Annotated in this window: 21 protein-coding genes and 2 tRNA genes; 11 read left to right on the top strand and 12 right to left on the bottom strand. The window is 73.6% G+C overall.

All coding sequences use genetic code 11. The features are described from left to right. Positions 1 to 44 precede the first annotated feature (44 nt). The 4 genes from ACN9MM_RS14630 to ACN9MM_RS14615 all read left to right on the top strand — a co-directional run bounded on the left by ACN9MM_RS14630 (position 45) and on the right by ACN9MM_RS14615 (position 4,416). Positions 45 to 638 carry a lytic polysaccharide monooxygenase auxiliary activity family 9 protein gene (locus ACN9MM_RS14630; RefSeq protein ID WP_426364029.1) on the top strand — a complete coding sequence of 198 codons (594 nt, stop codon included), beginning with the start codon at positions 45 to 47 and terminating at the stop codon, positions 636 to 638. A 39-nt stretch (positions 639 to 677) separates the two neighbouring features. Continuing rightward, positions 678 to 2,339, top strand: coding sequence for an AMP-binding protein (locus ACN9MM_RS14625; protein WP_426364028.1), 1,662 nt, complete (start codon positions 678 to 680; stop codon positions 2,337 to 2,339). Between the two features lie 158 nt (positions 2,340 to 2,497). Further along, on the top strand, positions 2,498 to 3,823 hold the full coding sequence (locus ACN9MM_RS14620) for a sensor domain-containing protein (protein ID WP_426364027.1): 1,326 nt from the start codon (positions 2,498 to 2,500) through the stop codon (positions 3,821 to 3,823). Beyond that, positions 3,754 to 4,416, top strand: coding sequence for a response regulator (locus ACN9MM_RS14615; RefSeq protein WP_426364026.1), 663 nt, complete (start codon positions 3,754 to 3,756; stop codon positions 4,414 to 4,416). Before ACN9MM_RS14620 ends, ACN9MM_RS14615 begins: the two co-directional genes overlap by 70 nt. A gap of 43 nt (positions 4,417 to 4,459) precedes the next feature. Here ACN9MM_RS14615 and ACN9MM_RS14610 read toward each other — a convergent pair. Further along, positions 4,460 to 4,533 (bottom strand) — tRNA-Lys (locus tag ACN9MM_RS14610). Positions 4,534 to 4,609: 76 nt separating this feature from the next. Then, positions 4,610 to 5,368, bottom strand: coding sequence for an IclR family transcriptional regulator (locus tag ACN9MM_RS14605; protein WP_426364025.1), 759 nt, complete (start codon positions 5,366 to 5,368; stop codon positions 4,610 to 4,612). A 328-nt stretch (positions 5,369 to 5,696) separates the two neighbouring features. Here ACN9MM_RS14605 and ACN9MM_RS14600 point away from each other — a divergent pair, with 328 nt between their 5' ends. Continuing rightward, the gene (locus ACN9MM_RS14600) at positions 5,697 to 6,782 is read left to right on the top strand and encodes an LLM class flavin-dependent oxidoreductase (protein ID WP_426364024.1); all 1,086 of its coding nucleotides are present in this window, start codon (positions 5,697 to 5,699) and stop codon (positions 6,780 to 6,782) included. A 246-nt stretch (positions 6,783 to 7,028) separates the two neighbouring features. Next, positions 7,029 to 8,729, top strand: a complete 1,701-nt coding sequence (locus ACN9MM_RS14595) for a glycosyl hydrolase family 18 protein (protein WP_426364023.1) — start codon at positions 7,029 to 7,031, stop codon at positions 8,727 to 8,729. A 204-nt stretch (positions 8,730 to 8,933) separates the two neighbouring features. Here ACN9MM_RS14595 and ACN9MM_RS14590 read toward each other — a convergent pair whose 3' ends face one another. Beyond that, entirely contained in the window at positions 8,934 to 10,820 is a 1,887-nt protein-coding gene (locus ACN9MM_RS14590) for a putative bifunctional diguanylate cyclase/phosphodiesterase (RefSeq protein ID WP_426364022.1), read from the bottom strand. 288 nt (positions 10,821 to 11,108) lie between these two features. On the opposite strand from ACN9MM_RS14590, the gene ACN9MM_RS14585 reads away from it, so the two are divergent. Continuing rightward, positions 11,109 to 12,425 carry a M6 family metalloprotease domain-containing protein gene (locus ACN9MM_RS14585; protein WP_426364021.1) on the top strand — a complete coding sequence of 439 codons (1,317 nt, stop codon included), beginning with the start codon at positions 11,109 to 11,111 and terminating at the stop codon, positions 12,423 to 12,425. Positions 12,426 to 12,478: 53 nt separating this feature from the next. On the opposite strand, the gene ACN9MM_RS14580 is transcribed toward ACN9MM_RS14585, so the two are convergent. The 4 genes from ACN9MM_RS14580 to ACN9MM_RS14565 form a co-directional block, all read right to left on the bottom strand. Then, a tRNA-Lys gene (locus tag ACN9MM_RS14580) sits at positions 12,479 to 12,552 on the bottom strand. Then, positions 12,543 to 13,172 carry a hypothetical protein gene (locus ACN9MM_RS14575; RefSeq protein WP_426364020.1) on the bottom strand — a complete coding sequence of 210 codons (630 nt, stop codon included), beginning with the start codon at positions 13,170 to 13,172 and terminating at the stop codon, positions 12,543 to 12,545. The genes ACN9MM_RS14580 and ACN9MM_RS14575 overlap by 10 nt, the downstream gene beginning before the upstream one ends. 181 nt (positions 13,173 to 13,353) lie before the next feature. Further along, on the bottom strand, positions 13,354 to 13,710 hold the full coding sequence (locus tag ACN9MM_RS14570; RefSeq protein ID WP_382855500.1) for a hypothetical protein: 357 nt from the start codon (positions 13,708 to 13,710) through the stop codon (positions 13,354 to 13,356). A 140-nt stretch (positions 13,711 to 13,850) separates the two neighbouring features. Then, on the bottom strand, positions 13,851 to 14,465 hold the full coding sequence (locus ACN9MM_RS14565) for a TetR/AcrR family transcriptional regulator (protein WP_426364019.1): 615 nt from the start codon (positions 14,463 to 14,465) through the stop codon (positions 13,851 to 13,853). Between the two features lie 73 nt (positions 14,466 to 14,538). Between ACN9MM_RS14565 and ACN9MM_RS14560 the strand changes: the two genes are divergently transcribed. After that, the gene (locus ACN9MM_RS14560; RefSeq protein WP_426364018.1) at positions 14,539 to 15,132 is read left to right on the top strand and encodes a peroxiredoxin-like family protein; all 594 of its coding nucleotides are present in this window, start codon (positions 14,539 to 14,541) and stop codon (positions 15,130 to 15,132) included. Here ACN9MM_RS14560 and ACN9MM_RS14555 read toward each other — a convergent pair. From ACN9MM_RS14555 to ACN9MM_RS14540, 4 genes are read right to left on the bottom strand one after another with little or no spacing between them, the layout of a single operon-like run. Continuing rightward, positions 15,116 to 16,465: an AAA domain-containing protein gene (locus ACN9MM_RS14555; RefSeq protein WP_426364017.1), complete on the bottom strand. Its 1,350-nt coding sequence runs from the start codon at positions 16,463 to 16,465 to the stop codon at positions 15,116 to 15,118. The genes ACN9MM_RS14560 and ACN9MM_RS14555 overlap by 17 nt on opposite strands. Then, positions 16,462 to 18,051: a hypothetical protein gene (locus tag ACN9MM_RS14550; protein WP_426364016.1), complete on the bottom strand. Its 1,590-nt coding sequence runs from the start codon at positions 18,049 to 18,051 to the stop codon at positions 16,462 to 16,464. Before ACN9MM_RS14550 ends, ACN9MM_RS14555 begins: the two co-directional genes overlap by 4 nt. Then, complete coding sequence (locus ACN9MM_RS14545) at positions 18,042 to 19,166, bottom strand: hypothetical protein (protein ID WP_426364015.1); 1,125 nt, start codon at positions 19,164 to 19,166, stop codon at positions 18,042 to 18,044. The genes ACN9MM_RS14550 and ACN9MM_RS14545 overlap by 10 nt, the downstream gene beginning before the upstream one ends. Continuing rightward, the gene (locus tag ACN9MM_RS14540; protein ID WP_426364014.1) at positions 19,099 to 19,938 is read right to left on the bottom strand and encodes a phosphatase PAP2 family protein; all 840 of its coding nucleotides are present in this window, start codon (positions 19,936 to 19,938) and stop codon (positions 19,099 to 19,101) included. The genes ACN9MM_RS14545 and ACN9MM_RS14540 overlap by 68 nt, the downstream gene beginning before the upstream one ends. Positions 19,939 to 20,079: 141 nt before the next feature. Here ACN9MM_RS14540 and ACN9MM_RS14535 point away from each other — a divergent pair, with 141 nt between their 5' ends. Then, positions 20,080 to 20,676: a histidine phosphatase family protein gene (locus ACN9MM_RS14535; RefSeq protein WP_426364013.1), complete on the top strand. Its 597-nt coding sequence runs from the start codon at positions 20,080 to 20,082 to the stop codon at positions 20,674 to 20,676. Positions 20,677 to 20,700: 24 nt separating this feature from the next. Here ACN9MM_RS14535 and ACN9MM_RS14530 read toward each other — a convergent pair whose 3' ends face one another. After that, a complete protein-coding gene (locus ACN9MM_RS14530) occupies positions 20,701 to 21,990 on the bottom strand; it encodes a tetratricopeptide repeat protein (RefSeq protein WP_426364012.1) in 1,290 nt (429 codons plus the stop codon). A gap of 224 nt (positions 21,991 to 22,214) precedes the next feature. Here ACN9MM_RS14530 and ACN9MM_RS14525 point away from each other — a divergent pair, with 224 nt between their 5' ends. Further along, entirely contained in the window at positions 22,215 to 22,685 is a 471-nt protein-coding gene (locus tag ACN9MM_RS14525) for a hypothetical protein (RefSeq protein WP_426364011.1), read from the top strand. Positions 22,686 to 22,718: 33 nt separating this feature from the next. Beyond that, positions 22,719 to 23,585, top strand: coding sequence for a spermidine synthase (locus ACN9MM_RS14520; protein WP_426364010.1), 867 nt, complete (start codon positions 22,719 to 22,721; stop codon positions 23,583 to 23,585). Positions 23,586 to 23,590: the final 5 nt, after the last annotated feature.

The raw sequence follows: 23,590 nt of genomic DNA, 5'->3' as shown, positions 1-23,590 counted from the left end.
GCACGGCCCAACGGAACTCCCCCACGTTCTCCTGGAGCGACAGCATGCGCAAAAAGTCAGTCGGGTCGGCGGTGGTGGCGCTCGGCGTCGCCGGCGTCACCTTCCTGGGCGCCGGCACCGCCGGCAGCCACGGCTACACCGATTCGCCGATCAGCCGTCAGAAGCTCTGCGCCAACGGCACCGTGACCAACTGCGGCTCCATACAGTGGGAGCCGCAGTCGGTCGAGGGCCCGAAGGGCTTCCCCGCCGCCGGTCCCGCCGACGGGAAGATCTGCTCGGCCGGGCTCTCGCAGTTCGCGGAGCTCGACGACCCCCGGGGCGGCGCCTGGCCGGCGACGCAGCTCACCGCGGGGCAGAGCTACAGCTTCCGCTGGCAGTTCACGGCCCGGCACCGCACCACCGACTTCAAGTACTACATCACCAAGAACGGCTGGAACCCGGGTCAGAAGCTGACCCGGGCCGCGCTCGACCCCCAGCCGTTCCTCACCGTCCCCTACAACAACCAGCAGCCGCCGGCGACGCTCTCGCACTCCGGGACGATCCCGGCGGGCAAGACGGGCCGGCACGTGATCCTGGCGGTGTGGACGATCGCGGACACCGCGAACGCCTTCTACGCCTGCTCGGACGTCACGTTCTGACGGTTCATTTCTGACTGACCGTCAGTTAGAGTCCGGCCCATGAGGAGCGCGGACACCGTCGCGGAGCTCGTACGGCGCCGATGGGGCGACCACCGGACCGGCCTGAGGGACGAGCACCACACCCTCACCCACCACCAGGTCGCCGCGGGCGCCGCCGCGCGGGCCGCGCTGCTCGTGGACCTGATGCCACCCGTGCCGGGGGGCGAGCCGCACCTCGGCATCCTGCTCGACAACACGCCGGAGTACCCGCTCTGGCTCAGCGCGGCGGCCCTCGCGGGGGCCGCCGTCGCCGGGATCAACCCCACCCGGCGCGGCGCCGAACTCGCCCGGGACATCCGGCACACCGCCTGCCGGGTCCTCGTCACCCAGCGCGCCCACCTGCCGCTCCTCGACGGGCTCGACCTGCCGGGCCTGCGGATCCTGGTCACCGACACCGAGGCGTACCGGGAGCTCCTCGTCCCGTACGCGGACGCCCGACCCGGCGACGCACGGCTCGGGCCCGTAGGCCCCGGCACCCGCTTCCTGCTCTCCTTCACCTCCGGCTCCACCGGCGCGCCGAAGGCGGCGCTGTGCAGCCAGGGGCGGCTCGCGGCCGCCGGCGCCTCGCTCGTCTCCCACTTCTCCGTCGGCCCGGACGACGTCCACTACATCTGCATGCCGATGTTCCACGGCAACGCCGTGATCGCCGACTGGGCGCCCGCGCTCTCCGCCGGGGCCGGTGTGGCGCTGCGGGCCCGCTTCTCGGCCTCTCGCTTCCTGCCGGACGTCCGCCGCTTCGGCGCCACGTACTTCACCTACGTGGGCAGGGCCGTGCAGTACCTCCTGGCGACCCCGCCCGGCCCCGACGACCGCGCGCACCCGCTGCGGCTCGGGTTCGGGACGGAGGCGGGGGCGGTGGACGCGGCCCGCTTCCGGGAACGCTTCGGCGTCCCGCTCGTGGAGGGGTACGGCTCCTCCGAGGGCGGCGCGGCGATCCAGCGGACGCCGGACACGCCGACGGGCGCGATCGGGAGGGCGGCGCCGGGCGACGACCTGGCGGTCGTCTCCTCCGAAACGGGCGGCGAATGCCCCCCGGCCCGCTTCTCGGCCACCGGCCGGCTCCTCAACGCCGACGAGGCGGTCGGCGAGCTCGTCAACCGGGGCCGCTCGCCCTTCGAGGGCTACTGGCGCAACCCGGAGGCGGAGGCCACACGGCTGCGCGGCGGCTGGTACTGGACGGGCGACCTCTTCTACCGGGACGCGGACGGCTTCCTCTACTTCGCGGGCCGTACGGACGACCGGCTGCGGGTCGACAGCGAGAACCTGGCCGCGGCGATGATCGAGAACATCCTGGCGCGCTGGGACCGGGTGGCGGGGGTCGCGGTCTACGCGATACCCGACCCGGCGGCGGGGGACCAGGTGATGGCGGCGCTGGCCCTGCGGGAGGGGGAGACGTTCGACCCGGCGGCCTTCGCGGCGTTCCTGGCGGCGCAGGAGGACCTGGGGACGAAGATGCCGCCGCGCTTCGTGCGGGTGATGGGGGAACTGCCCCTCACGGCCACGAACAAGATCCACCGGGTCTCGCTGCGGCGGGCGGGCTTCCGGTGCGGGGACCCGGTGTGGTGGCGGGCGACGGCGGCGGGCCCGTACGAGCGCCTGACCCCGGACGCGACGAGGAGCCTCCTGGCGGAGTACGACGCCCACGGCCGCGCCCATCCGTAACCGCGCGGCCGCATCCGTAACCGCGCGGCCGGCGCGCCACGTCCGCGGCCTCCGCCCCGCGCGCCCGCAACGGGGCGGGGGGGTAGGGACAGGCATACCCGGGCGACGCCCGGTAGGGCCATGGTCACCCCCGCCCGCCCCGCCTACCGTTGCCCCCCATGGACCCCCGTACCCCCTGGCAGGCCCTCACCCGATCCCGGTTTCCGTTGGGGCCCTGGCCCTGGCGGGCCGTGGGCTATCTCGCGTCCGGAGCGCTCGTCGGGGCCGCCGCCGGGGCCGTGTTCGTGGTGCTGGGGGTGTTCTCGCTGTTCCTCGTCGGGCTGCCGCTGCTCCTGCTCTCCGGTGTCGCCCTCGGGCGGGTCGAGCGGCTCCGGCTGAGGATCGCCGACCTCGACCCCGTCCCCGACCCGCACCGCGTCCCCGCCGCGCCCGGCCTGGCCGCCTGGCTCCGGACCCGGACCCGGGAGCAGGCGACCTGGCGGGAGCTCGCGTACGCCCTGCTGCTCGCCACCGTCCTGTGGCCGCTGGACCTCCTCGCGCTCGCCGTCGGCATCGGCCTGCCCGCCGCGCTCCTCAGTGCCCCGTTCCGGCTGGCGGCGGACGGATACGAGACCAAGGTCGTCAAGGCGTACCTGGTCACCTCCTACCCGGAGGCCTTCGCCGCCGCCCTCCTGGGCGCCGTCCTGCTCGTGGCCCTCGCCTACCCCCTGGCCGCCGTCGCCGGCGCCCGCGCCGCTCTCGCGCGGGCCCTGCTCACCCCCCGGGAGAGCGAGCGGCAGGGCGGCATCGGCGAGGTCATCGCCTCGCGTGCCCGGCTCGTCGACGCCTTCGAGGCCGAGCGGCGCCGTATCGAGCGCGATCTCCACGACGGGGCCCAGCAGCGGCTGGTGGCCCTCACCATGACCCTGGGCCTGGCCCGGCTCGACGCCCCGCCGGGCGGCCCGCTCGCCGAGCAGCTGGCGAAGGCCCACACGGAGGCCGGGCAGGTCCTGACGGAGCTGCGGGAGCTGATCCACGGCATCCATCCGCAGGTCCTCGCCGACTACGGTCTGGGCCCGGCGCTCGCCGACGCCGCCGACCGTTCCGCCGTCCCCGTGGACGTGGATGTGGACAGTGACTCGCACGACACCTCGCTGCCCCGCCTGCCCCCCGCCGTCGAGAGCGCCGCGTACTTCGCCGGCTGCGAGGCCCTCGCCAACATCGGCAAGCACAGCGGCGCGCGCCGGGCGCGGATCACCGCCCGGCACGCGGACGGCGTCCTCCGGCTGGACGTGGAGGACGACGGGCGCGGCGGCGCCGACCCGTCCCGGGGCTCCGGACTCACCGGACTCGCCGACCGGATCGCCGTCCTCGATGGCACACTGACGATCATGAGCCCGCCGGGCGGGCCGACCCTCCTGCGAGTGGAGATCCCGTGTCCCGCACTGTCGACAAGCTCCGCGTCGTCCTCGCCGAGGACAGCGTCCTCCTCCGGGAGGGACTGATCGGGCTCCTGGCGCGTTTCGGCCATGAGGTCGTCGCCGCGGTCGGTGACGCCGAGGCACTGTGCGAGGCGGTCGCCGCCCACGAGCCGGACATCGTGGTGACCGACGTCCGGATGCCACCGGGTTTCCAGGACGAGGGCCTGCGGGCGGCGGTCGCGCTGCGCGCCGAGCGGCCCGCCCTGCCGGTCCTGGTCCTCAGCCAGTACGTGCAGCGCAGCTACGCCGCCGACCTCCTCGACGCGGGGGACGGCACGGGCGTCGGCTATCTCCTGAAGGACCGGGTCGGGCAGGTGGAGGAGTTCGCGGACGCCCTGGCCCGGGTCGCGGACGGCGGCACGGTCGTCGATCCGGAGGTGGTACGGCAGCTGCTGCGCCGGCACCGGGACCCCCTGGGGGCGCTGACTCCGCGCGAGCGCGAGGTCCTGGGCCTGGTCGCGGAGGGCCATTCGAACGGGGCGATCGCCCGCCGGCTCGTCGTGACCGAGGCCGCCGTCGGCAAGCACATCGGCAACATCCTGGCGAAGCTGGACCTGCCTCCGGCCGAGGACACCCACCGCCGGGTCCTGGCGGTCCTCACGTACCTCCGGGCATGACAAGAAGGCCCCCTCACCGGAGTGAGGGGGCCTTCTCTGTCTGTGCGCCGCCAGGGACTCGAACCCCGGACCCGCTGATTAAGAGTCAGCTGCTCTAACCAACTGAGCTAGCGGCGCCTGCTGACAGAGAAAATACTACCTGGTCCCGGGGGGTGCTTCCGACCACCCCGCGGGACCAGGTCCGTCCGCGTCCTCAGATCGCCAGGGAGAGCACCACCGGGGCGGCCCTGCGGTTGAGCGTGTCGGCCGCCGCGCGCAGCCGGTGGGCGTGCTCGATCGGGAGGGAGAGCGCGAGGCAGCCGACGGCCGAGCCCGCCGTGAGCGGGACGGCCGCGCAGACCGTGCCCACCGCGTACTCCTGGAGGTCGAGCACGGGGACGGTCGCCGGCTGGCTGTCGAGCTTGGAGAAGAGGATCTGCTCGCTGGTGATCGTCCGGGAGGTCAGCCGGGCGATCTTGTGCCGCGAGAGGTGGTCCCGGCGGCCGTTCTGGTCGAGCTGGGTGAGCAGGCACTTGCCGACCGCGCTGGCGTGCGCCGCCGAGCGGAAGTCGACCCACTCGTTGACCGCGGGCGTGCGCGGGCTGTCGGCGAACTGGGTGATCTTCACCTCGCCGTCGATGTACCGGCTGATGTAGACCGCCGCGCCGACGGAGTCGCGGAGCTCGGTCAGGGTCTCCTGGAGCTTGGCCTCCAGGGCTTCGCGGCGGGTCAGGCCGGAGCCGAGGAGGACGAGGGAGTCCCCGATCACGTACGCGCCGTCGGCGACCTGCTCGACGTACCCCTCGCGGCGGAGCATGAGGAGCAGTGAGGTCAGGTGGGCGACGGGCAGGCCGGTCTCGCGCGCGATCTGGACGTCTGTCACTCCGCCGCCGTGCCGTGAGACCGTCTCAAGGACGCGGAGGGCGTACTGCACCGAGTGGAACGGCGCGGTGGGCTCGGGCTTCAGGGCCACGGTTTCCCCCTACCAGGTTGTGACCGCAAGCTTTCGTCCCACGATAGCCGCCAAGGACCCTTTACGGGGCGGCTGTTGGCGAGAATGATGCGGAGGATCGGGCCCCTGGGCTGGGGCTCGCCACTCTGGCATATGCCCATGTCATGAGTGGTGAGCAGAGCCTCAGGTCAGGGGCGTGCGCCGGGGTGCCGGGCGTCGGAGTTCGGCCACCGCCGAAGCGGAGAATTTTCCGCCGTGGAGCCGGAGCGGAATAAGCGGAGACACCCTCCTGTTGTTGTCCCGATGTATCTGGATGCATCAGCACGTGTGCCCGAGGAGGGTCCCGAAGGTGACCGACGCTATTCGAGGAGAGGTGCGGGGCACCGCGCCCGTACCGCTGTCCGTACTGGACCTGGTGACCGTCGGCAGCGGGCGGACCGCGACCCAGGCGCTCGCCACCAGCGTCGAGCTGAGCCGGCTGGCCGAGCGGCGCGGCTTCCACCGGCACTGGGTGGCCGAGCACCACTCCATGCCCGGGGTCGCCTCCTCCTCGCCCGCCGTGATCCTCGCCCACCTCGCGGCCCACACCCGCCGCATCCGGCTCGGCTCGGGCGGCGTCATGCTGCCCAACCACGCACCGCTCGTCGTCGCCGAGCAGTTCGGCACCCTGGAGGCCTTCGCCCCGGGCCGGATCGACCTCGGCCTCGGCCGCGCGCCCGGCACCGACGGGGCGACGGCCGCCGCCCTGCGCCGCAGCGACACCCTGAACGAGGGCGCCGACGACTTCCCCGAGCAGCTCGCCGAGCTGACCCGCTTCCTGGACGACGACTTCCCGGACGGGCACCCGTACGCCCGGATCCACGCCGTGCCGGGGCCGGTGCAGGGCCCGAAGGGGCGCCCGCCGGTCTGGCTGCTCGGCTCCTCCGGCTTCAGCGCCCGCCTCGCGGGGCTGCTCGGGCTGCCCTTCGCCTTCGCCCATCACTTCTCGGCCAGGAACACGATCCCGGCGCTCGACCTCTACCGGGACTCCTTCCGCCCCTCGGGGGTCCTCGACGCCCCGTACGCGATGATCGGCGTCTCGGCCTTCGCCGCCGAGGACGCGGCGCAGGCCCGCCGCCAGGTCCTCGCCGGCGCGCTCGCGATGCTGCGGCTGCGCACCGGACGCCCCGGTCTGGTGCCCACGCCCGAGGAGGCGGAGGCGTACGGATTCAGCCCCGCCGAGCGGGAGTTCGTGGACGGCTGGCTCGCGAACATCGTGTACGGCACGCCGGACGAGGTCCGTACCGGCCTGGACGACCTGCGGAAGCGGACGGGCGCGGACGAGCTGATGATCACGGCCAACGGGCACGGCGGCGCGGAGCGGGTGCGGAGCTACGAGCTGATCGCCGACGCGTACGACCTTCCGGAGCTCCCGGACCACCTGCCGGAGGCGTGAGCCGCGAGATTTCGGGGGCGGGTTGGTTCACTCCAGAACGAACCACCGCCCTGCCCTAAGTGAACCTTAAACCGCTCGTCACCGATGGTGGCGGGCGGTTCCGTTTTGTGCTGTACGGCTCTGACAAGGCCTTTCTTCGTCGAATTGGTCTAGTCCTCAATCTGGTTCAGACCATTGACGTGCTGTTCATGCGGCGGATATCACTGCTCCAACTTCCGTACCGCCACCCCCTCCCGGAGGCAGCACGTGCACCCCCGTAAGCCTTTGATCGCCGCGCTTCTCAGCACGGCCCTCGCCGCCGGCGCCCTCGCCGCGACCGTCGGTCTCGGCTCCGCCCAGGCCGCCGACACGTCGACCACTGCCTCTGCGGGCAACGTGCGCATCGCGTACTACGACCAGTGGAGCGTCTACGGCAACGCGTTCTACCCCAAGCACCTCGACACCCGGGGCATCGCGGGCCAGCTGGACGTCATCAACTACTCTTTCGGCAACATCCACCCCACCAACCTCACCTGTTTCGAGGCCAATAAGGCCGCGGGTGACGACAACAACCCCAACGCGGGTGACGGTGCGGGCGACTCGTACGCCGACTACCAGAAGTCCTTCAGCGCGGCCGACTCCGTCGACGGCGTCGCCGACAAGTGGGACCAGCCGATCGTGGGCGTCTTCAACCAGTTCAAGGAACTGAAGGCGAAGTACCCCCACCTGAAGATCAACATCTCGCTCGGCGGCTGGACCTACTCCAAGTACTTCAGCGACGCGGCGAAGACGGACGCCAGCCGCAAGAAGTTCGTCTCCTCCTGCATCGACCAGTACATCAAGGGCAACCTGCCGGTCGAGGGCGGCTACGGCGGCGCGGGCACGGCGGCCGGCATCTTCGACGGCATCGACATCGACTGGGAGTACCCCGGCTCCAACGGCGGTCACCTGGGCAACCACTACGCCCCCGAGGACAAGCAGAACTTCACGCTGCTCCTCGCCGAGTTCCGCAAGCAGCTCGACGAGTACGGCGCGGCCAACGGCGGCAAGAAGTACCTGCTGACCTCGGCCCTCCCGGCCGGCCAGGACAAGATCAAGTACATCGAGACCGACAAGATCGGTCAGTACCTCGACTACGCCAACATCATGACGTACGACATGCACGGCGCCTGGGACGGCGACGGGCCGACGTACCACCAGTCGCCGCTGTACTCCGGCTCGAACGACCCGACCGACGTCATCGCGCCGGGCACCGAGAAGTACAGCATCGACGCCGCCATCGACTCATGGATCGACGGCAACCCCACCTACGGCATCACCGGCGGCTTCCCCGCCAACAAGCTCACCCTGGGCTACGAGTTCTACTACCGCGGCTGGAAGGGCGTCCCCGCCGGGACCACCAACGGCCTCGCGCAGACCGCGACCGGCGGCTCCAACGTCCGCCCGCTGAGCCAGCAGGCCGGCATCGCGCACTACAAGGAGCTCGGCGGCATCGTCGACAACCCGGCGACCACCTTCTGGGACGACCAGGCGAAGTCCTCGTACTTCTACAAGGACGGCGAGTTCTTCACCGGTCTGAACCAGAAGTCCATCCAGGCCCGCGTCGACTACGCCAAGCAGCGCGGACTGGCCGGCGCGATGATGTACTCGCTCCTCGGCCTGGACGACAACGCCACCCTGCTGAAGCAGATCAACACCGCGCTCGGCAGCACCACCACCCCGCCCACCACGACGCCGCCGACCACCCCGCCGACGACGCCCCCGACCACCCCGCCCACCACGCCGCCGACCACCCCGCCCACCTCGGGCTGCGGCTCGGTCCCGGCGTACGTGGCCGGCACGATCTACAACGCGGGCAACGAGGTCTCCCACAACGGCCACAAGTGGAAGGCCAAGTGGTGGACGCAGAACGAGGCTCCCGGCACCACCGGCGAGTGGGGCGTCTGGCAGGACCTCGGCGCCTGCTGAGGCACTGACCTCCCCCCGGCCCGACCCGCACCACCCCTCATGACCACTGCCCCCGCCCGGAATGTCCCTCCGGCCGGGGGCAGTTCCATGCCCGGAGCCCCGCACGGCCCGGTCGGACGAGCCGCTCGGGCCGGCATGCCGCTCACACCGGTGAGCCGCTCACACCGGCATGCGCTCACACCGGTGAGCCGCTCGGTGAGCCGCTCACACCGGCAGCGGCTCCGTGCCGATCAGTTCGGCGATGCGGTCCGGGGCCACCGCCCGTGAGTACAGCCAGCCCTGCCCGGTGTCGCAGCCGATGCGGCGCAGCCGGCTGGCCTGCCCGGCCGTCTCGACGCACTCGGCGGTCACGGTGAGGCCGAGCCGGTGCGCGAGGTGCACGAGCGCCTCGACGATCAGCTCGTCCGCCGGGTTGGCGTGCTCCTCGTCCTGGAAGCCGCGGACGAAGGAGCCGTCCAGCTTGAGCACGGAGACCGGCAGCCGGCTCAGATAGGCGAGGTTCGAGTAGCCGGTGCCGAAGTCATCGATCGCGATCCGCACCCCCATGTCGCTCAGCGCCTGGAGCGCCTGGAGCGGCCGGCCGTTCGAGCCCATCACGGCGGACTCGGTCAGCTCCAGCTGGAGCAGGTGCGGCGCGAGGCCGGTCTCGGCGAGGATGCCCGCCACGTCGGCGACCAGGTCGGAGTCCCAGACCTGGCGGACCGCCACGTTGACGCTCACGAAGATCGGGCGCTCGCGCGGATGGTCCTTCTGCCACTGCCGGGCCTGCCGGCAGGCGGTGTTCAGCACCCAGCGGCCCAGCTCGACGATGGAGCCGTCCTCCTCGGCGATGCCGATGAACCGATTCGGCGCGAGCGAGCCGAACTGCGGGTGGTTCCAGCGCACCAGCGCCTCCACCCCGCGCACCGCCCCGTCGGTCAGGTCCACGAGCGGCTGGTACTCCAGGGCGAACTCCCCGCGCTCCACGGCGGGCCGCAGGGTGGAGGAGAGCGACTGCCGGGTCATCCGGTGGGCGTTGCGCTCGGGATCGAAGAGCGTCCAGCGGGCCTTGCCGTCCGCCTTCGCCCAGTACAGCGTGGTGTCGGCGGCCTGCATGAGGGCGGTCGCCGTCGTCCCGCGCCCCGCACGCTCGACGACGCCGATCGACGCGGAGACCGAGAGCCGTTGGCCGCCGAGGTCGAAGGGGCGCTGGAGCGCGTCGAGCACCGAGCGGGCCAGATCGGCCAGTTGTTCCGTGCCGGTGGAGTCCTCGACGAGGATCGCGAACTCGTCGCCGCCGAGCCGCGCCACGAGGTGGCCGCCGTTGCGGGTGTAGCCGTCGCTGTCCGCGCACTCCGTCAGACGGGTGGCGACGGCGGCCAGGAGCCGGTCGCCGACCCGGTGGCCGAGGGTGTCGTTGACCGCCTTGAAACCGTCGAGGTCCAGGTAGCAGAGACCGATCCGCCCTGTTCTGCCATAGCCGTACGACTCGTATGACTCGTGTGACTCGTGCGATTCATGTGACGGGCCCACCGGTGCGGCGCCCGCGGCGGTGTCCTGCTCTGCGCCCTCCAGGGCGCCCGAGAGGCGCTCGAAGAACAGCGCCCGGTTGGGCAGCCGGGTCACCGGGTCGTGCATCTGGAGGTGGCGCAGCCGGGCGTGGAGCTCGCGCCGGTCGCTGATGTCCGCGATCGAGAGCAGCACGCGCCGGCTGTCGGGCACGGGGGCGACCGTGACCTCGGCCCACAGGGAGCGGCCGTCGGAGTGCTTGAGGCGGCGGGTGCAGCGGAAGCGGGAGCGGCGGCCGCCGAGCACCTCGCGGTACGCGTGCCAGGTGCGCCCGTCGGAGGCGAGGTCGACGAGGTCGGCCGCGGCCTGCTCGCGGAGCGCCGAGGGCTCGGTGCCGAGCAGGGAGCCCAGGGAGTCGTTGGCGACCACGACGATGCCGTCCTCGTCGACGACGGCCATGGCGAGCTGGGCGACCCGGAAGGCGGCGCGGTAGTCGCGGAGTTCGGCCGCGCGACGCACGAGGTGACGCTCCGTGAGTGCGGGCTCGGCCGCGTGTGTCTCCGCCGGCTCTGGGTGCACCGGTCCTTCGGGGGTTCCGCTCACCGCTCGCTCCCGTGTGCAGTCGGGCCGGTCACATGTGGTCGGGACGGTCGGCCAAGGAAGAGTGAGCCGATCATAGAGCCAGCCGGGGGAGCGTTCCAGCTCCGAGGCGGCAGGGAAGCGGTCCGGGGGCTGTGGGGCCGCCCGCCGGGACGGCGCGCCCGATCGTTTCTGCACGGGTCTGACACGGGTCGTCGGAGCCATGACCGAATGTGACTTTCCGTGAGCTGAAGCGTGCTCGTGTCGCGTCGACCCCGTGGTGCGTCCTCACCCGACCGGGGCAGCGGAAACATGCGAAACCCCGCGAACCGTCACAAGGTGGGTGGGGTGTCCCGCATTCCCGATCCGGAGGTCCACGTGAGGGCTCAGCAGCCACCCGGGGGAGTGGAACGCCCACGGCTGCGTGCCGGTGCGGCGGCCTTCACCTCGCTCGCCGCCCTGGCCGCCACCGGGCTCGTCGCGGGTCCCGCCGTCGGCGCGTCCTCGGCGGGTCCCTGCGTCCTGCCCCGTACCGCCGCGCACCACTCGCTCGGCCTCGACACCTGGAACAGCTCCTATCCGCGCCCGAACCAGACCCTCGACGCGGTGATGATCTTCCTGTCCTTCCCGGACTCCGAGCCGCTCACCACACCGGCCGAACTCGCCGCCGACCACTTCCCCGCCACCAGCGAGTTCTTCGACCGCGCCTCCTACGGACGCTTCGCCTTGCGCCCGCACCCCAGGACCGTCTGGACCCCGATGCCGCACGACTCCAGCGCGTACGGGATACGGCGGGACTGGGACGCCGGGAAGCGGGCCGCCTACCTCCGGGACGCGATCGCCGCCGCCGACAAGGACGTCGACTTCTCGCGGTACGACATCGTCTACCTGGTCGCCGACCCCGACGCGCCCGGCGTGGACTCCGACGCGACGAAGGTCGTCAACCTGGAACGCCCACTGGAGGCCGACGGCACCGAGATCAAGCGCGTCGTCACCGTCTTCGAGCGGCATCCGCCGGACCGCAACGTCCTCGCCCACGAGACCGGCCACGTCTTCGACCTGCCCGACCTCTACCGCCGCCCGGTGGACGGCAAGGGCGACTGGGACACCCACGTGGGCGACTGGGACGTCATGGGCAGCCAGTTCGGGCTCTCCCCGGACCTCTTCGGCTGGCACAAGTGGAAGCTCGGCTGGCTCTCCCGGGCCCAGGTGACCTGCGTCCAGGGCTCCGGGCCCCGGCTCGTCAGCCTGGAGCCGTCGGACGCACCGCCCCCGGCGGGCGGCACCCTCGGCACCCGGCTCGCCGTCGTCCGCACCGGCCCCGACAGCGTCCTCGCGATCGAGGCCCGCAGCACCGCCGGGAACGACGCCGACGCCTGCACCGAGGGCGTGCTCGTCTACCGGGTCCGCAACGGCGCGGCGTCCGGGGAGGGGCCGGTCGAGGTCGTGGACGCGCACCCGGACACCGAGGCCTGCGCGGAGCGCTCCGTGTACCCGCCGCTCGCGGACGCCCCCGTCGAGGAGGGCGAGACCCTCACCGTGCCGGGGTCGGGCGTACGGGTGGAGGTCACCGACCGGACGGCCGCGGGCGTCTGGACCGTGAAGATCACCCCGCCCGGCAGGGGGTGACCGGAGGCACGAAGAAGGCCCCCTCACCGAGGTGAGGGGGCCTTCTCTGTCTGTGCGCCGCCAGGGACTCGAACCCCGGACCCGCTGATTAAGAGTCAGCTGCTCTAACCAACTGAGCTAGCGGCGCCTGCTGACGTCGTAGACATTAGCATCCGGATCGGCGGGAGGAAAAATCGATACCCGCACGTCGGCGGCGGAGGCCGCCCGGACGGCCCGCACGCAGGCCCAGAGCACGACCTCGGGCCCGGGCAGCCACGGGTGCCGGGTGTCCGGGGCCACCAGCCAGCGGGGCCCGGCGGAGCCGGACGGCACGAGCGGCGGCACGGTCACCGCGTCCCCGCGCCCGTGACAGAGGGGCCGGGGGACCGAGTCCCCCCACTCCTCCCAGTCCAGCAGCGCCGGCAGCCGCTGGGCCGTCCCGGGCGCGGCGAACAGCATCATCCGGCCCCGGTGCATCGCCACGGGCCCCGAACCGGGACCCTCATCCCACAGCCGGTCCAGCATCCGGCGCCCGAAGACCGGGTCCACGTTGACGACGTCGAAGACCGTCCCGCAGGGCAGCGCCGCCGGAGTGGCCGGCCGGGACTCCCAGCGGGTGAGCGCGGCACCGTCGCGGCCCCCGGCGGCCGAGGCGAGCCAGGCGGCCCCGTCGGCGGTCACCCGGGCCGTCTGGTGGCGTCCCTCGTCGCCCTCCCGGAGGAACCGGAAGATGTCGTGCGGGGTCTCGTCGCGCAGCCAGGTCGTCATGGATCCAGGTGTACCGGGAGTGACGATCCGATGGCCGAGGGTTCCCGGAATCCCGGACAGGAGGGGTGGGCGAGGAGTATCGTGCCCCCTCGGCATATGCCAGGGGGGCTTTTTCGGCCAGACGTACGACCGGCCGGACGTGCGACCGGCCAGGCATAAGCCCCCGTCGGGGCGGTACGGCTCAGTCCTCCGCCGGACGGCCGTTCGTACGGATCAGGTCCCGGCCGAACTCGATCATCTTCACGGCATAGTCCTCGGTCCACTGCGCCCGCTCGGCGACGTCCGCCGCCGTCAGCCGGTCGAACCGGCGCGGATCCGCCAGCTGCGCGGCCGCGATCGCCTGGAACTCCGTGGCCCGGTCCGTCGCCGCCCGGAACGCGAGCGTCAGCTCCGTCGCCCGGGACAGCAGCTCGCGGGGATCCTCCATCGACTCCAGGTCGAAGAAGTGCTCCGGGTCGGCGGTCGCCTCGGCAGGCTCGAAGATCAGCGGTGCCGGCCGAAGCCGCCGCTGTGCGCTCCGCTCCGCGGGTTCCGCCATCGTCCTTCTCCTCCTCGCACAGGCACGGCCCGGAATCCCGGGCCGTCTTCCATTGTCCCGCGCCCCGCAAGAGCGCGAACCCCTCCCCGCGCGCCCCCGTGTTCCCGCGAGGGGCGAAGGCCCGCCCCAGGGGGCACGGGTCAGGTCTCCAGGCCGCGCAGGAGCATGCGCAGCCCGCCGAGGAACTCCTCGTCGGGGTCGACCCCCGCGGCGGTCCGCGCGGTCTCCGTGAGCCGGGGGAAGCGGTCCCCGGGCAGTGCGGCGATCGCCGACGTGCCCGGTCCGGCCAGGGGTCCCAGGTGTTCGAGCTGGATCGCCCCGGTGACGTACGCGTGCAGCGCACGCAGCGCGACGACCCGCCGGGTGCCGTCGATCCCCGCCTCGGTGAGGATGCCGAGAACGGTCTCCGACCAGCGCAGCCCGCCGGGAGACCGGTGCCGGTGGGCGAGGGTCAGCGCGATGGCCTCGGGGTGGCGGGCCACCGCGGTGCGCAGCCGCTCGGCCATGGTCTCGATCCGGTCCCGCCAGGGGGCGTCCGGGGAGGGTGGTGAGCTGTCGACGGCCTCCAGGACGCGGTCGACCACGAGGCCTTCCAGCTCGTCGCGGTCGGCGACGTAGCGGTAGAGCCCCATGGGGCTCATGGCGAGCTCCTTGGCGACGGTGCGCATGGAGAGCGCGGCGAGCCCCTCGCGGTCGATGACGGCGAGGGCCGCGGCGGCGAGCCGACCGGGATCGAGGGAGCGGGGTCGTGGCATGACGGTTGACAGCGTACGCCCTACGCCTACGCTGGTTGAGAGTACGCCGTACGCCTACGAGGGCTGGTGTCCCATGCGCATGTCCCCGTCCCCGCCCCGTACGCGGTTGGCACCCGGTCATCGTGTCCCGGCCCGCACACTCACCCCGGTCACCGGCCCGCCGCTGACCCTGCCGGATCCCGAACGGACCACCCACGTTCAGTTCCGCCGCTTTGCGGGCTGCCCCGTCTGCAACCTGCACCTTCGATCGGTCCAGACGCGCCACGAGGAGATCGAGCGGGCCGGGATCCGCGAGGTGGTCTTCTTCCACTCGCCCGCCGAGGAACTCCGCGCGCACGTGGCCCCTCTGCCGTTCGCCGTCGTCGCAGACCCCGACAAGCTGCTCTACGCCGAGTTCGGCGTGGAGAGCCACCGCCGCGCGCTGCTGGACCCGCGCGGCTGGCCCGCGATCGTCCGGTCCCTGCTCCGGGGCACCTGGGAGCTGCTCCGTGGACGGGGCAGGCTGCCGGCTGCCACCCAGCCGGCCGGGCGCCTGGGGCTCCCCGCCGACTTCCTGATCACCCGGGACGGGCGCGTCGCCGCCGCGAAGTACGGCGAGCACGTCTCCGACCAGTGGTCGGTCGACGAACTCCTCGCGCATGCGGCGGAACTCAGGGCGCCCAGCTGACCCGGTGCTCCTCCAGGTGGGACAGGACCGCGTGGTTCGCCTCCCAGCCGTCCGGGAACGACACCGCGACCCCCAGGCGCACCGGATCCGTCGACGGGTGCTCGTCGAGGAGCTCCGCCACGCCCGCGCGGCACACCACCACGCACGCGTGCCGGTGCCGGGAGGCCAGGACGCACAGCCGGCCCGTCTCCAGGTGGAAGGCGGTCGCGTCCGGACGCCCCGACAGCGGATGGAGGACGACCGTCACGTCGTACTCGCGGCCCTGGAGCCGGTTCGCCGTGTCCACCGTCACGCCCGCCACGCCCAGCTCCGCGAGCGCCGCCCGGACGGCCGCCGCCTGGTCGCGGTGGGCGGTGCCGACCGCGATCCGGTCCGGGGTGAGCGGCACCGGGGTCTCGGAGCGCTCCGAGACCGCAGCGCCGCCCCGGTCCAGGAGCCGGCGGACGACCAGGGCGATCGCGCCGACCGCCTCGGGGTCGGTGCGCGGGGTGTGCCGGGCAGGGAGTTCGAGCAGGCCCCAGCCGGACTCGGCCGCCTCGTCCAGGACCCGGTCGGTACCCGAACCGTCCGAGGCCACCCCGAAGGACAGCTTCCGGTCCCCGTGCCCGGTGCCGCTGCGGAACGGCGTGTACGGGTAGAAGGCGTCCGACACCAGCGGCGCCGCGGAGGCGGGCAGCCGCCAGGAGACCGGCAGCCGGTGCTGCGGCAGCTCCGGGTTGTGCGCGAGCAGCGTGGACACGGCGCTCGCCGACGGGTCGTACGTGAGCCCCGCCCACTGGTCCGCGCCCACCACCGAGAACGGGTCCAGCTGCCCGGGGTCGCCCACGAACAGCGCCCGCTCGAAGAGGCCCGCCACGGCGAGCAGCGCGTCCGAGCGCATCTGGTACGCCTCGTCGACGATGGCGTGCGCCCACGGCTCGACGTTCTTCACGTGGCCCCACTTGGCCGCCGTCGACAGCACGACCGGCAGCCCGGTCAGCTCGCCCGCCTTCGCCGACTTCCGTACGTTGGCCAGGTCGTCGAGCGCCTTGTCGTACGGGTCGGAGTCGTTCGAGTGCAGCCGGCCGACCTCCAGGTCGGGTTCCTTCTCGGCGAGGCGCAGCACCAGGTCGTCCACCTGCGCGTTCGTCTGGGCGACCACCATCAGGGGCCGTCCGGCGGCGGCCAGTTCGAGGGCGGCCCGCACCACGAGCGTCGACTTGCCGGCACCCGGAGGCGAGTCGACGACGACGCCCCGCGCGGTGCCGTGCAGGGTGTCCGCCAGGATGGCGGAGGTCGCGCGGGCGGCCTCGGCGCCGGGGTCGAAGACGGCGGACGGGTCGAACAGGGTCACAGCACGTCCTCGGGGGTCACGGCGTCGGGCAGTTCCACGGCGTCCGTCCGGGGCGGGCCGCCGTGCGTCCAGGGCGTCTCCTCCGGGTCCGGCAGCTTCGGCCCCACCCGCTGGTCGTGCTCGAAGAGCGTCCAGGCGATCCGCTCGCCCTTCTCCGGCACCGAACCCTCCGCGGGCTCCTTGGAGCGTCCCATCCGGTCCAGGATCCGCAGCAGCGCCGAGCCGTCCTCCTCGTACCGCACGAACTCGGCCGTCTGCGGCTTGCCGTCGAGCGAGCGGTACACCTTCACCCTCTCGCCGAGGTGCGGCCGGTCGTCCGTGCGGACCGTGACGAGCGGGCGCGGCGCGGGCCGCTTCGACTCCGTCCACGCCATGGTCACCTCGACGACCTCCGCCGTGAACGCCTCGCCCGCGAGCCGCCGCCCCGCCAGGACCAGCGGATCGTCGAGGGCCTCCTGCGCCTCCAGCTGGCCCTGCGCCTGCTCGCGGGCGGCGAGCTTCTGCGCCGCCGTCACCGCGTCGTCCCGGCGCGGCTGCGGCGGCTCACCGGCCGCGACCCGGTCCCGGTGGCCGGTGAAGGACCAGCGGTCCCGGGTCCAGCGGTCCTCGACCCTGGCGCCCTCCGGCAGCTCCCGCAGCAGGCCGATCGCCCGCCAGACCGCGTCCCAGGTCGGCTTCAGCTGGGAGACGACGAGACGGCGCAGCTCCCGCTCGGCCGCGTGCAGCTCGGCGAGGCCCGTGTCGGCGCTCTCGCCGTCCTCGGCCGCACCCAGCGCCTGCCGGGCCCTGTCGTAGCGCTCGATCGCGGGCGCGAGGAGCTTGTTGTCGAAGGCCGGGTCGGTGGCCGGCCCGGCCGGCGGGCACAGCAGCTGCCCCCGGGCGTCCCGGCCGACCTCGGCCCGCAGCGCCCCCTCCGGTCCCGGCTCACCGTCGTTCGGGGCGATCCAGGCGAGCAGCGCGCCCAGGTGCTGGTCCTCCAGGGAGGACTGGCCGGTCGCCCAGTGCCGGTTGAGGAGGTCCGTCGCCGCGAGGAGCAGCGAGGAGCCGGGCACCCGGGCCCGCTCGCCGAAGTGCGTCAGCCAGCGCCCGAGCAGCGGGACGCGCGGCGGCGCGGGGAACGGCGTCTCCGGGTCCTGCTCGGCCGTCCGACGGAACCGCGTGGACCGCCCGAGCAGCCGGACGTACTCGATGCCCGCGCGGCTCGGCACGATCAGCTGCGGCGCGTCGGCGCACAGCTCGACCGCGACCTTCACCTTCTTGCCGGTCTCCGGGTCGACCTCGTTCCGCTCGGCCGCCTCGACGGCGTCCGTGAACGAGTCGACGTACGGCAGGATCTCCTCCGCCAGGTCGGCGAGGAACGCGAACCGCAGGTCACGGTCCCGGGGCTGCGGCACCACCAGGAGCCGCGGCTCCTCGGCGTCGGTGCCGACGAGGGCGCCCAGCGGGGCGCCCGCCTCACCGGCGGTCGTCAACGGCACCAGGACGAGCGGCCGCTCCGACACACGCCGGTGCCGGACGGTCGCGAGCGGCTGCGCCCGGCCCGACTCGACGGCCTCCATCCGGGCGAGCGTGGAGATCAGCGACATGCCGTCACCCCCGCGAGGGCCTCTTCGCGCAGCGCCCGCGCCCGGCGCAGGGCCGCCACCGCCGGGTCGTCCGGGTCGCCCTCCTCGCCGCGCGCCGCCGCCAGGACCGCGCCGACCGTCGTCAGGCCGCCCAGCTCGCCCCGTACCGAACGGCCCAGGGTCTCCACCGCGCCCGCGTCCCGGGAGCGCGAGCGGCAGTGGAACGCCAGCTCGCAGGCGGCCAGGCACTCCGGCGCGTACTGATGGGGCACGCACTCGACGGCCGCCGTCAGCTCCTCCGCCGACCGCTCCACCACGTCGAAGCTGATGCCCTCCGGCAGTGCCCGCGCGATCTCGTCGACACGGGTCAGCCGGGCCAGCTGCCGCCGGGTCACCGACCGCTGCTTGCGCACGTCGACGACGGAGGCCGCCGGCACGTTCGAGAAGTCCTTCGGGCAGACGAGGACCACCGACTGCGCGACCCGCGCGCCCTCCGTGAGCGCCGCCACCCGCTCCAGGGCCAGGACGTACACGGCGGCCTGGCGGGCCGCGGCGCCCACCTTCGCCGCGTCGGCCGAGCCGTCGATCATCGGGAACGACTTGATCTCCACCACCGTCCACCCGCCGTCGGGGTGCACGACCACCGCGTCCGGCTCCAGGTACACCGGGGAGCCGCCGACCTCCAGGGCGAGCAGCGGATGGTCGAGCAGCGCCCACGTCCCGGCCGCGGTCGCCTCCCGCAGCGCGAGCGCGGTGCGCGCCACGCGCCCCTCGGGACCGGCCGCCGCGAGGTCCGGCACGGACACCTCGTCCGGTTCCTCGACGCCGATCAGCCGCAGCAGCTCGCGGCCGCCGTCCGCCTTGACCTTGCCCTCGAAGGAGTTGCCACGGACTATCGCGAACTGCGACTGCCCGAACGGGGCCGGCGAGCCGAGCCGCGCGGCGAGCGCCGACTTGTCGACCCCGGCGCCGTCGAGGAGGGCCCGCCGCTTGCAGCCCGGGTTCGCCGCGAGCGCCGCGAGGGCACGGGCGTCCATCGGACGCGGCACCACGGCCGGTCCGCGCAGCTCAGCGAGCAGACGCCGTGGAGTCGTCTGCGGTGGTACGGACAGACCGCTGTCCGGGGATGCGCTCACCCGTGGAAGTCTCGCATCCGCCACTGACAACCGGGGGAGCTTCCGCCCTTCCACGGATCCCGTCGGCGAGCCGCAGCGCGTACGGCGTCAGGAGCAGACCGGCGCCCATCACGGCGGCCCCGGCGACCGCGTCCAGCAGATAGTGGTTGGCGGTGCCCATCACGACCAGCGCGGTGACCAGGGGATACGCCACCCCGAGCGCCTTCGTGAGCGGCGTCCGCCCGTACCGCCACAGCATCACCCCGCACCACAGCGCCCAGCCGACGTGCAGGCTGGGCATCGCCGCGTACTGGTTCGTCAGACCGCCGAGCCCGCGCGGCGCGCTGGCCTCGCCGCCCCACCAGCCGTACGAGGCGAAGTGCGCCATCGTGTCCGTGAAGCCGTGCGCCGCGTCGAGCAGCCGGGGCGGACAGGTCGGCAGGAGCGTGAAGCCGACGAGCCCGAGCAGCGTGGAGAGCATCAGCCAGGTCCGGGCGGCCCGGTAGTGCGCGGGACGGCGGCGGAAGAGCCACACCAGGACGGCCGGGGTCACCAGGTAGTGCAGCGAGGCGTACGCGAAGTCCGCGGGGACCCCGAGCGCGGCGACGTCCGTGAACAGCCGGTTCAGCGGGTGCTCGGCGTCGATCCCGAGGCGCTCCTCGAACCGCAGGATCGCGAGCCCGTGCGCCACGGCGGAGGCCTCGCCGCCCTTCACCAGGAGCCGCCCGCCGGAGTAGGCCGCGTACACGACGGCGATCAGGGACAGCTCCGCCCACCAGCGTGGCCTGCGCATGAAAGTCCCCCCGGTCGGTGATCGGCCCGGGGGAGGGGACGCCGGACGGCCCCCGCGGGTTGCCCGGAGGCCACCGTGAATTCACGTGGGCGATGATGGGAGAGGCACGTCAGCACCGTGAACCCCTGGAGCGTCCTTCCCATGGCACCGCGCATCCTGCTCGCCCGGCACGGCCAGACCGAGTGGTCACTTCTCGGCCGGCACACCGGCAGGACCGACATACCGCTGCTCGACGAGGGGCGGCGCGGCGCGAAGCTGCTCGGCGAGCGCCTGCACCGCGGTCCCTGGCAGGGGCTGCCCGGCGTGGAGGTGCGCACCAGCCCGCTGGTCCGGGCGAGCGAGACCTGCGAGCTGGCCGGCCTCGGCGACCGGGCCGAGCCCTGGGACGCGCTGATGGAGTGGGACTACGGGGCGTACGAGGGCCTCACCCCGGCCGAGATCCAGAAGATCCAGCCGGGCTGGTTGATCTGGCGCGACGGCGTCCCCGAGGGGGAGACCCTGGCCCAGCTGTCGGACCGCGCCGACGAGATCGTCGAGTGGGCCCGCTCCGCCGACCGCGACGTCCTGGTCTTCGCGCACGGCCACATCCTGCGCTCGATCGGCGCGCGCTGGCTGGGCGAGGACGTCTCCTTCGCCTCCCGCATCCGCCTCGACCCGACGAGCCTCTCGGTCCTCGGCTGGGCGTACGGCGCCCCGGCGGTCGAACGCTGGAACGACACGGGCCACCTGGAGCAGTAGGCCGAGGGCCAGGGGGCAGGCCGGTCAGTACGTGCCGGTCAGGGCCCTGCTCGTCTCCGCGAGCAGGCCGCGGATCCGGGCCGAGGCGATGCCGTCGAGGGACTCCGCGACGCGCCGCGCCTCCGCCGCCGCCTCGTCCGGGCGGCCCGCGTGCGCCAGGGCCTTGGCGAGGTGGGCCCGGTAGAGCGCGAGGTTCCGGGCGAAGTGCGGGTTCTGCAGGACCACGGCCCGGTGGGCGTGGCGGGCCGCCCGGCCCCATTCGCCGAGCGCCGCCCAGCACCCGGCCTCCAGGGCCTCCCGCTCCGGCTCGCCGAAGAAGGACATCCACTCGGGGTCGCCCTCGGCCGGGCCCCGGTCGAACCAGCCGTGCGCGCGGCCCAGCGCCTGCTCGCAGGCGGACCGGTCGCCGAGCCCCGCCCACGCGCCCGCCTCCCGCAGCGCGAGCAGCGAGAGCAGCCGGGCCGAGTCCAGCGGCTGCGCGGCACGCAGGCCGGCCTGCGCCGCCCGCACCGCCTCGCGGAAGCGGCCGGTGTCCCGGGCCAGGAACGAGGTGTTGCAGAAGGCGTGCGCCTCCAGGGCCGCGTTCCCCGCCACGCGCGCGGTGGCCAGCGCCTCCGCGTAGTGCGAGCGCGCGTCCTCGTGCCGGCCCGAGTCGTGGGCCAGCCAGCCGACGGAGAGGGAGAGCTCGCCCGCGCCCGCGTGCAGCCGGTCCTCGGTGGAGCGGCGGGACATGGTGCCGGTGTCGAGGAGCGCGTACGCGGTACGCAGCGGCTGGGCGGCGACCTTGTAGAGCCCGTCGGCGCCGTGCCGGTCGTCGAGCAGCCGGATCCGCCGCACGGCGTCCTCGACGGCCCGCACCTCGGCCTCGCCGATCCGGTGGGTGCCGCGGGGGGAGGGGATCGCGACGGCGGGGCCGCCGAGTCCCAGCGAGGCGGCCGCCAGGGTGGCGGAGCCGCTCGTCATGAATGCGCGACGCAGCACGTCGCTCTCCTCATCGTTCCGGGTGGTGATGGCGGCGGGAGGCGCTGCCCCGGCCGGGACGGCCTGCCGCCGGCCGCGGACCGTCTCCCGCGCGGAGAACCCCAGGTCGGAGAGGCCCAGACCGGGGAACATGTGCAGGAAGACCCGCTCGTACGCGTAGTTGGGGCAGCGGATCTCGCCCGCCTCCACGCGCCCGATGTAGCGGGCGTCGCACGCGACCTGTTCGCCGATCTCCCGCGCCGCCCGGCGGACCGCCGCGGCGAACTCCGCCGGCGACTGCTGTCCGCGGAGCCGGCGGAAGGCGAGATTGGGAACTGCCCGTGACATCGCCATGGCCGAGCCCTCTCCTGGTGCTGCCGGATGTCCGGCGGCAAGAACGTACCTGCTGTGACCGGATGCACACGCAGAGTTTGGCTACAAATCGGATATCTCGCCTGCGATCTGCCATGAACTGCCATCCTTTGCGGCGGCATCCCGCCGTAGCCGTTGACGCGCACGGGCGTTGAACCGTAAGGGAGAGACGGAACGTGTCTCCTCTGGAGCGAGGAGGGGTCCCCATGTCGGAGATCGGTTCGCAGTCGGCCACGCGTCACGTGCCCGCCCCGGAGGCCCCGCGCCCCGCGACCACCCCGGACGCCGACGGGTCCAGGCCCCCCGCCGGAGCCTGGGACCTGGTGACCGTCCCGGTCCGCCAGGGCCTGGAGGCCGTCGACATCCTGCGCCGCGCCGCCGCCCCCGCCGTCGGCCCCGTCGTCCACGACGGCACCTGCGACACCCTCGGCTTCCTGGTGCCGCCGGGCACCGCCGCCGCCTGGGACATGCCGGGCAGCGCCTGTACGCGGACCTCGGGGCGCGGCCTCCGTCTCCCCGAGCTGCCCGAGCTCCCCGAACCGGCCGGTGACGCGCCCCGCCCGGCCGGCTGGCTGCTGCCCCCGGGCGACACCGACCCCGTCACCGACCCCGTCGTGCTGCGCGAGGCGCTCGGCGAGGCAGCCCGGCTCATCGAGGCGGCCGACGGCTGCCACTGAGCTGCCGTCCCGGCTTGCACCGATAATGGGGCCGTGGCCAGGAACAAACAGCGGGACCGGGCGGCGGCGGCGGTCCCCGTCGTCGAGACCGTCGACGGCGGTCTCGCCGAACTCATACCCGACCGGGAGCGCCCGCGCGGCTGGACGCTGCTCATCGACGGCGCCCCGCAGTCGCACGTCGACCTCGACGACCCTGCCCGCCTCACCTTCGAGTACCAGCGGCGCCTGGGCCACATCGCCGACCTCGCCGCCCCGCCGAACCGGCCGCTCCAGGTCGTGCACCTCGGCGGCGGCGCCTTCACCCTCGCCCGGTACGTCGCCGCGACCCGGCCCCGCTCCACCCAGCAGATCGTCGAGCTCGACGGGCTCCTCGTCCAGCTCGTCCGCCGGGAACTGCCCCTCGACGCGGGGGCCCGCATCCGGGTCCGCTCCACCGACGCCCGCGCCGGACTCGCCAAGGTCCAGGACGGCTGGGCCGACCTCGTCATCGCCGACGTGTTCAGCGGGGCCCGCACCCCCGCCCACCTCACCAGCACCGAGTTCCTCGCCGAGGTGCGACGGGTGCTGCGGCCCGGCGGCCTCTACGCGGCGAACCTCGCCGACGGCCCGCCGCTGACCCATCTGCGCGGCCAGATCGCGACCGCCGCCGCCGTCTTCCCCGAACTGGCGCTCACCGCCGACCCGACGGTCCTGCGCGGCCGCCGCTTCGGCAACGCGGTGCTGCTCGCCTCGGACCGCGAGCTGCCGGTGGCCGAGCTGACCCGCCGGGTCGCCACCGACCCGCACCCCGGGCGCGTGGAACACGGCCGGGCGCTCGCCGACTTCGCCGGGGGAGCGGTACCGGTCACCGACGCGAGCGCCAAGCCCTCACCCGTACCACCGGCGTCCGTCTTCCGCTGACAAGG

Origin of the sequence: Streptomyces sp. E-08 (assembly GCF_049913095.1) — a bacterium.
In the GTDB taxonomy this organism is placed as follows: Bacteria; Actinomycetota; Actinomycetes; order Streptomycetales; family Streptomycetaceae; genus Streptomyces.
This window is presented reverse-complemented; position numbering and strand designations above follow the sequence as displayed.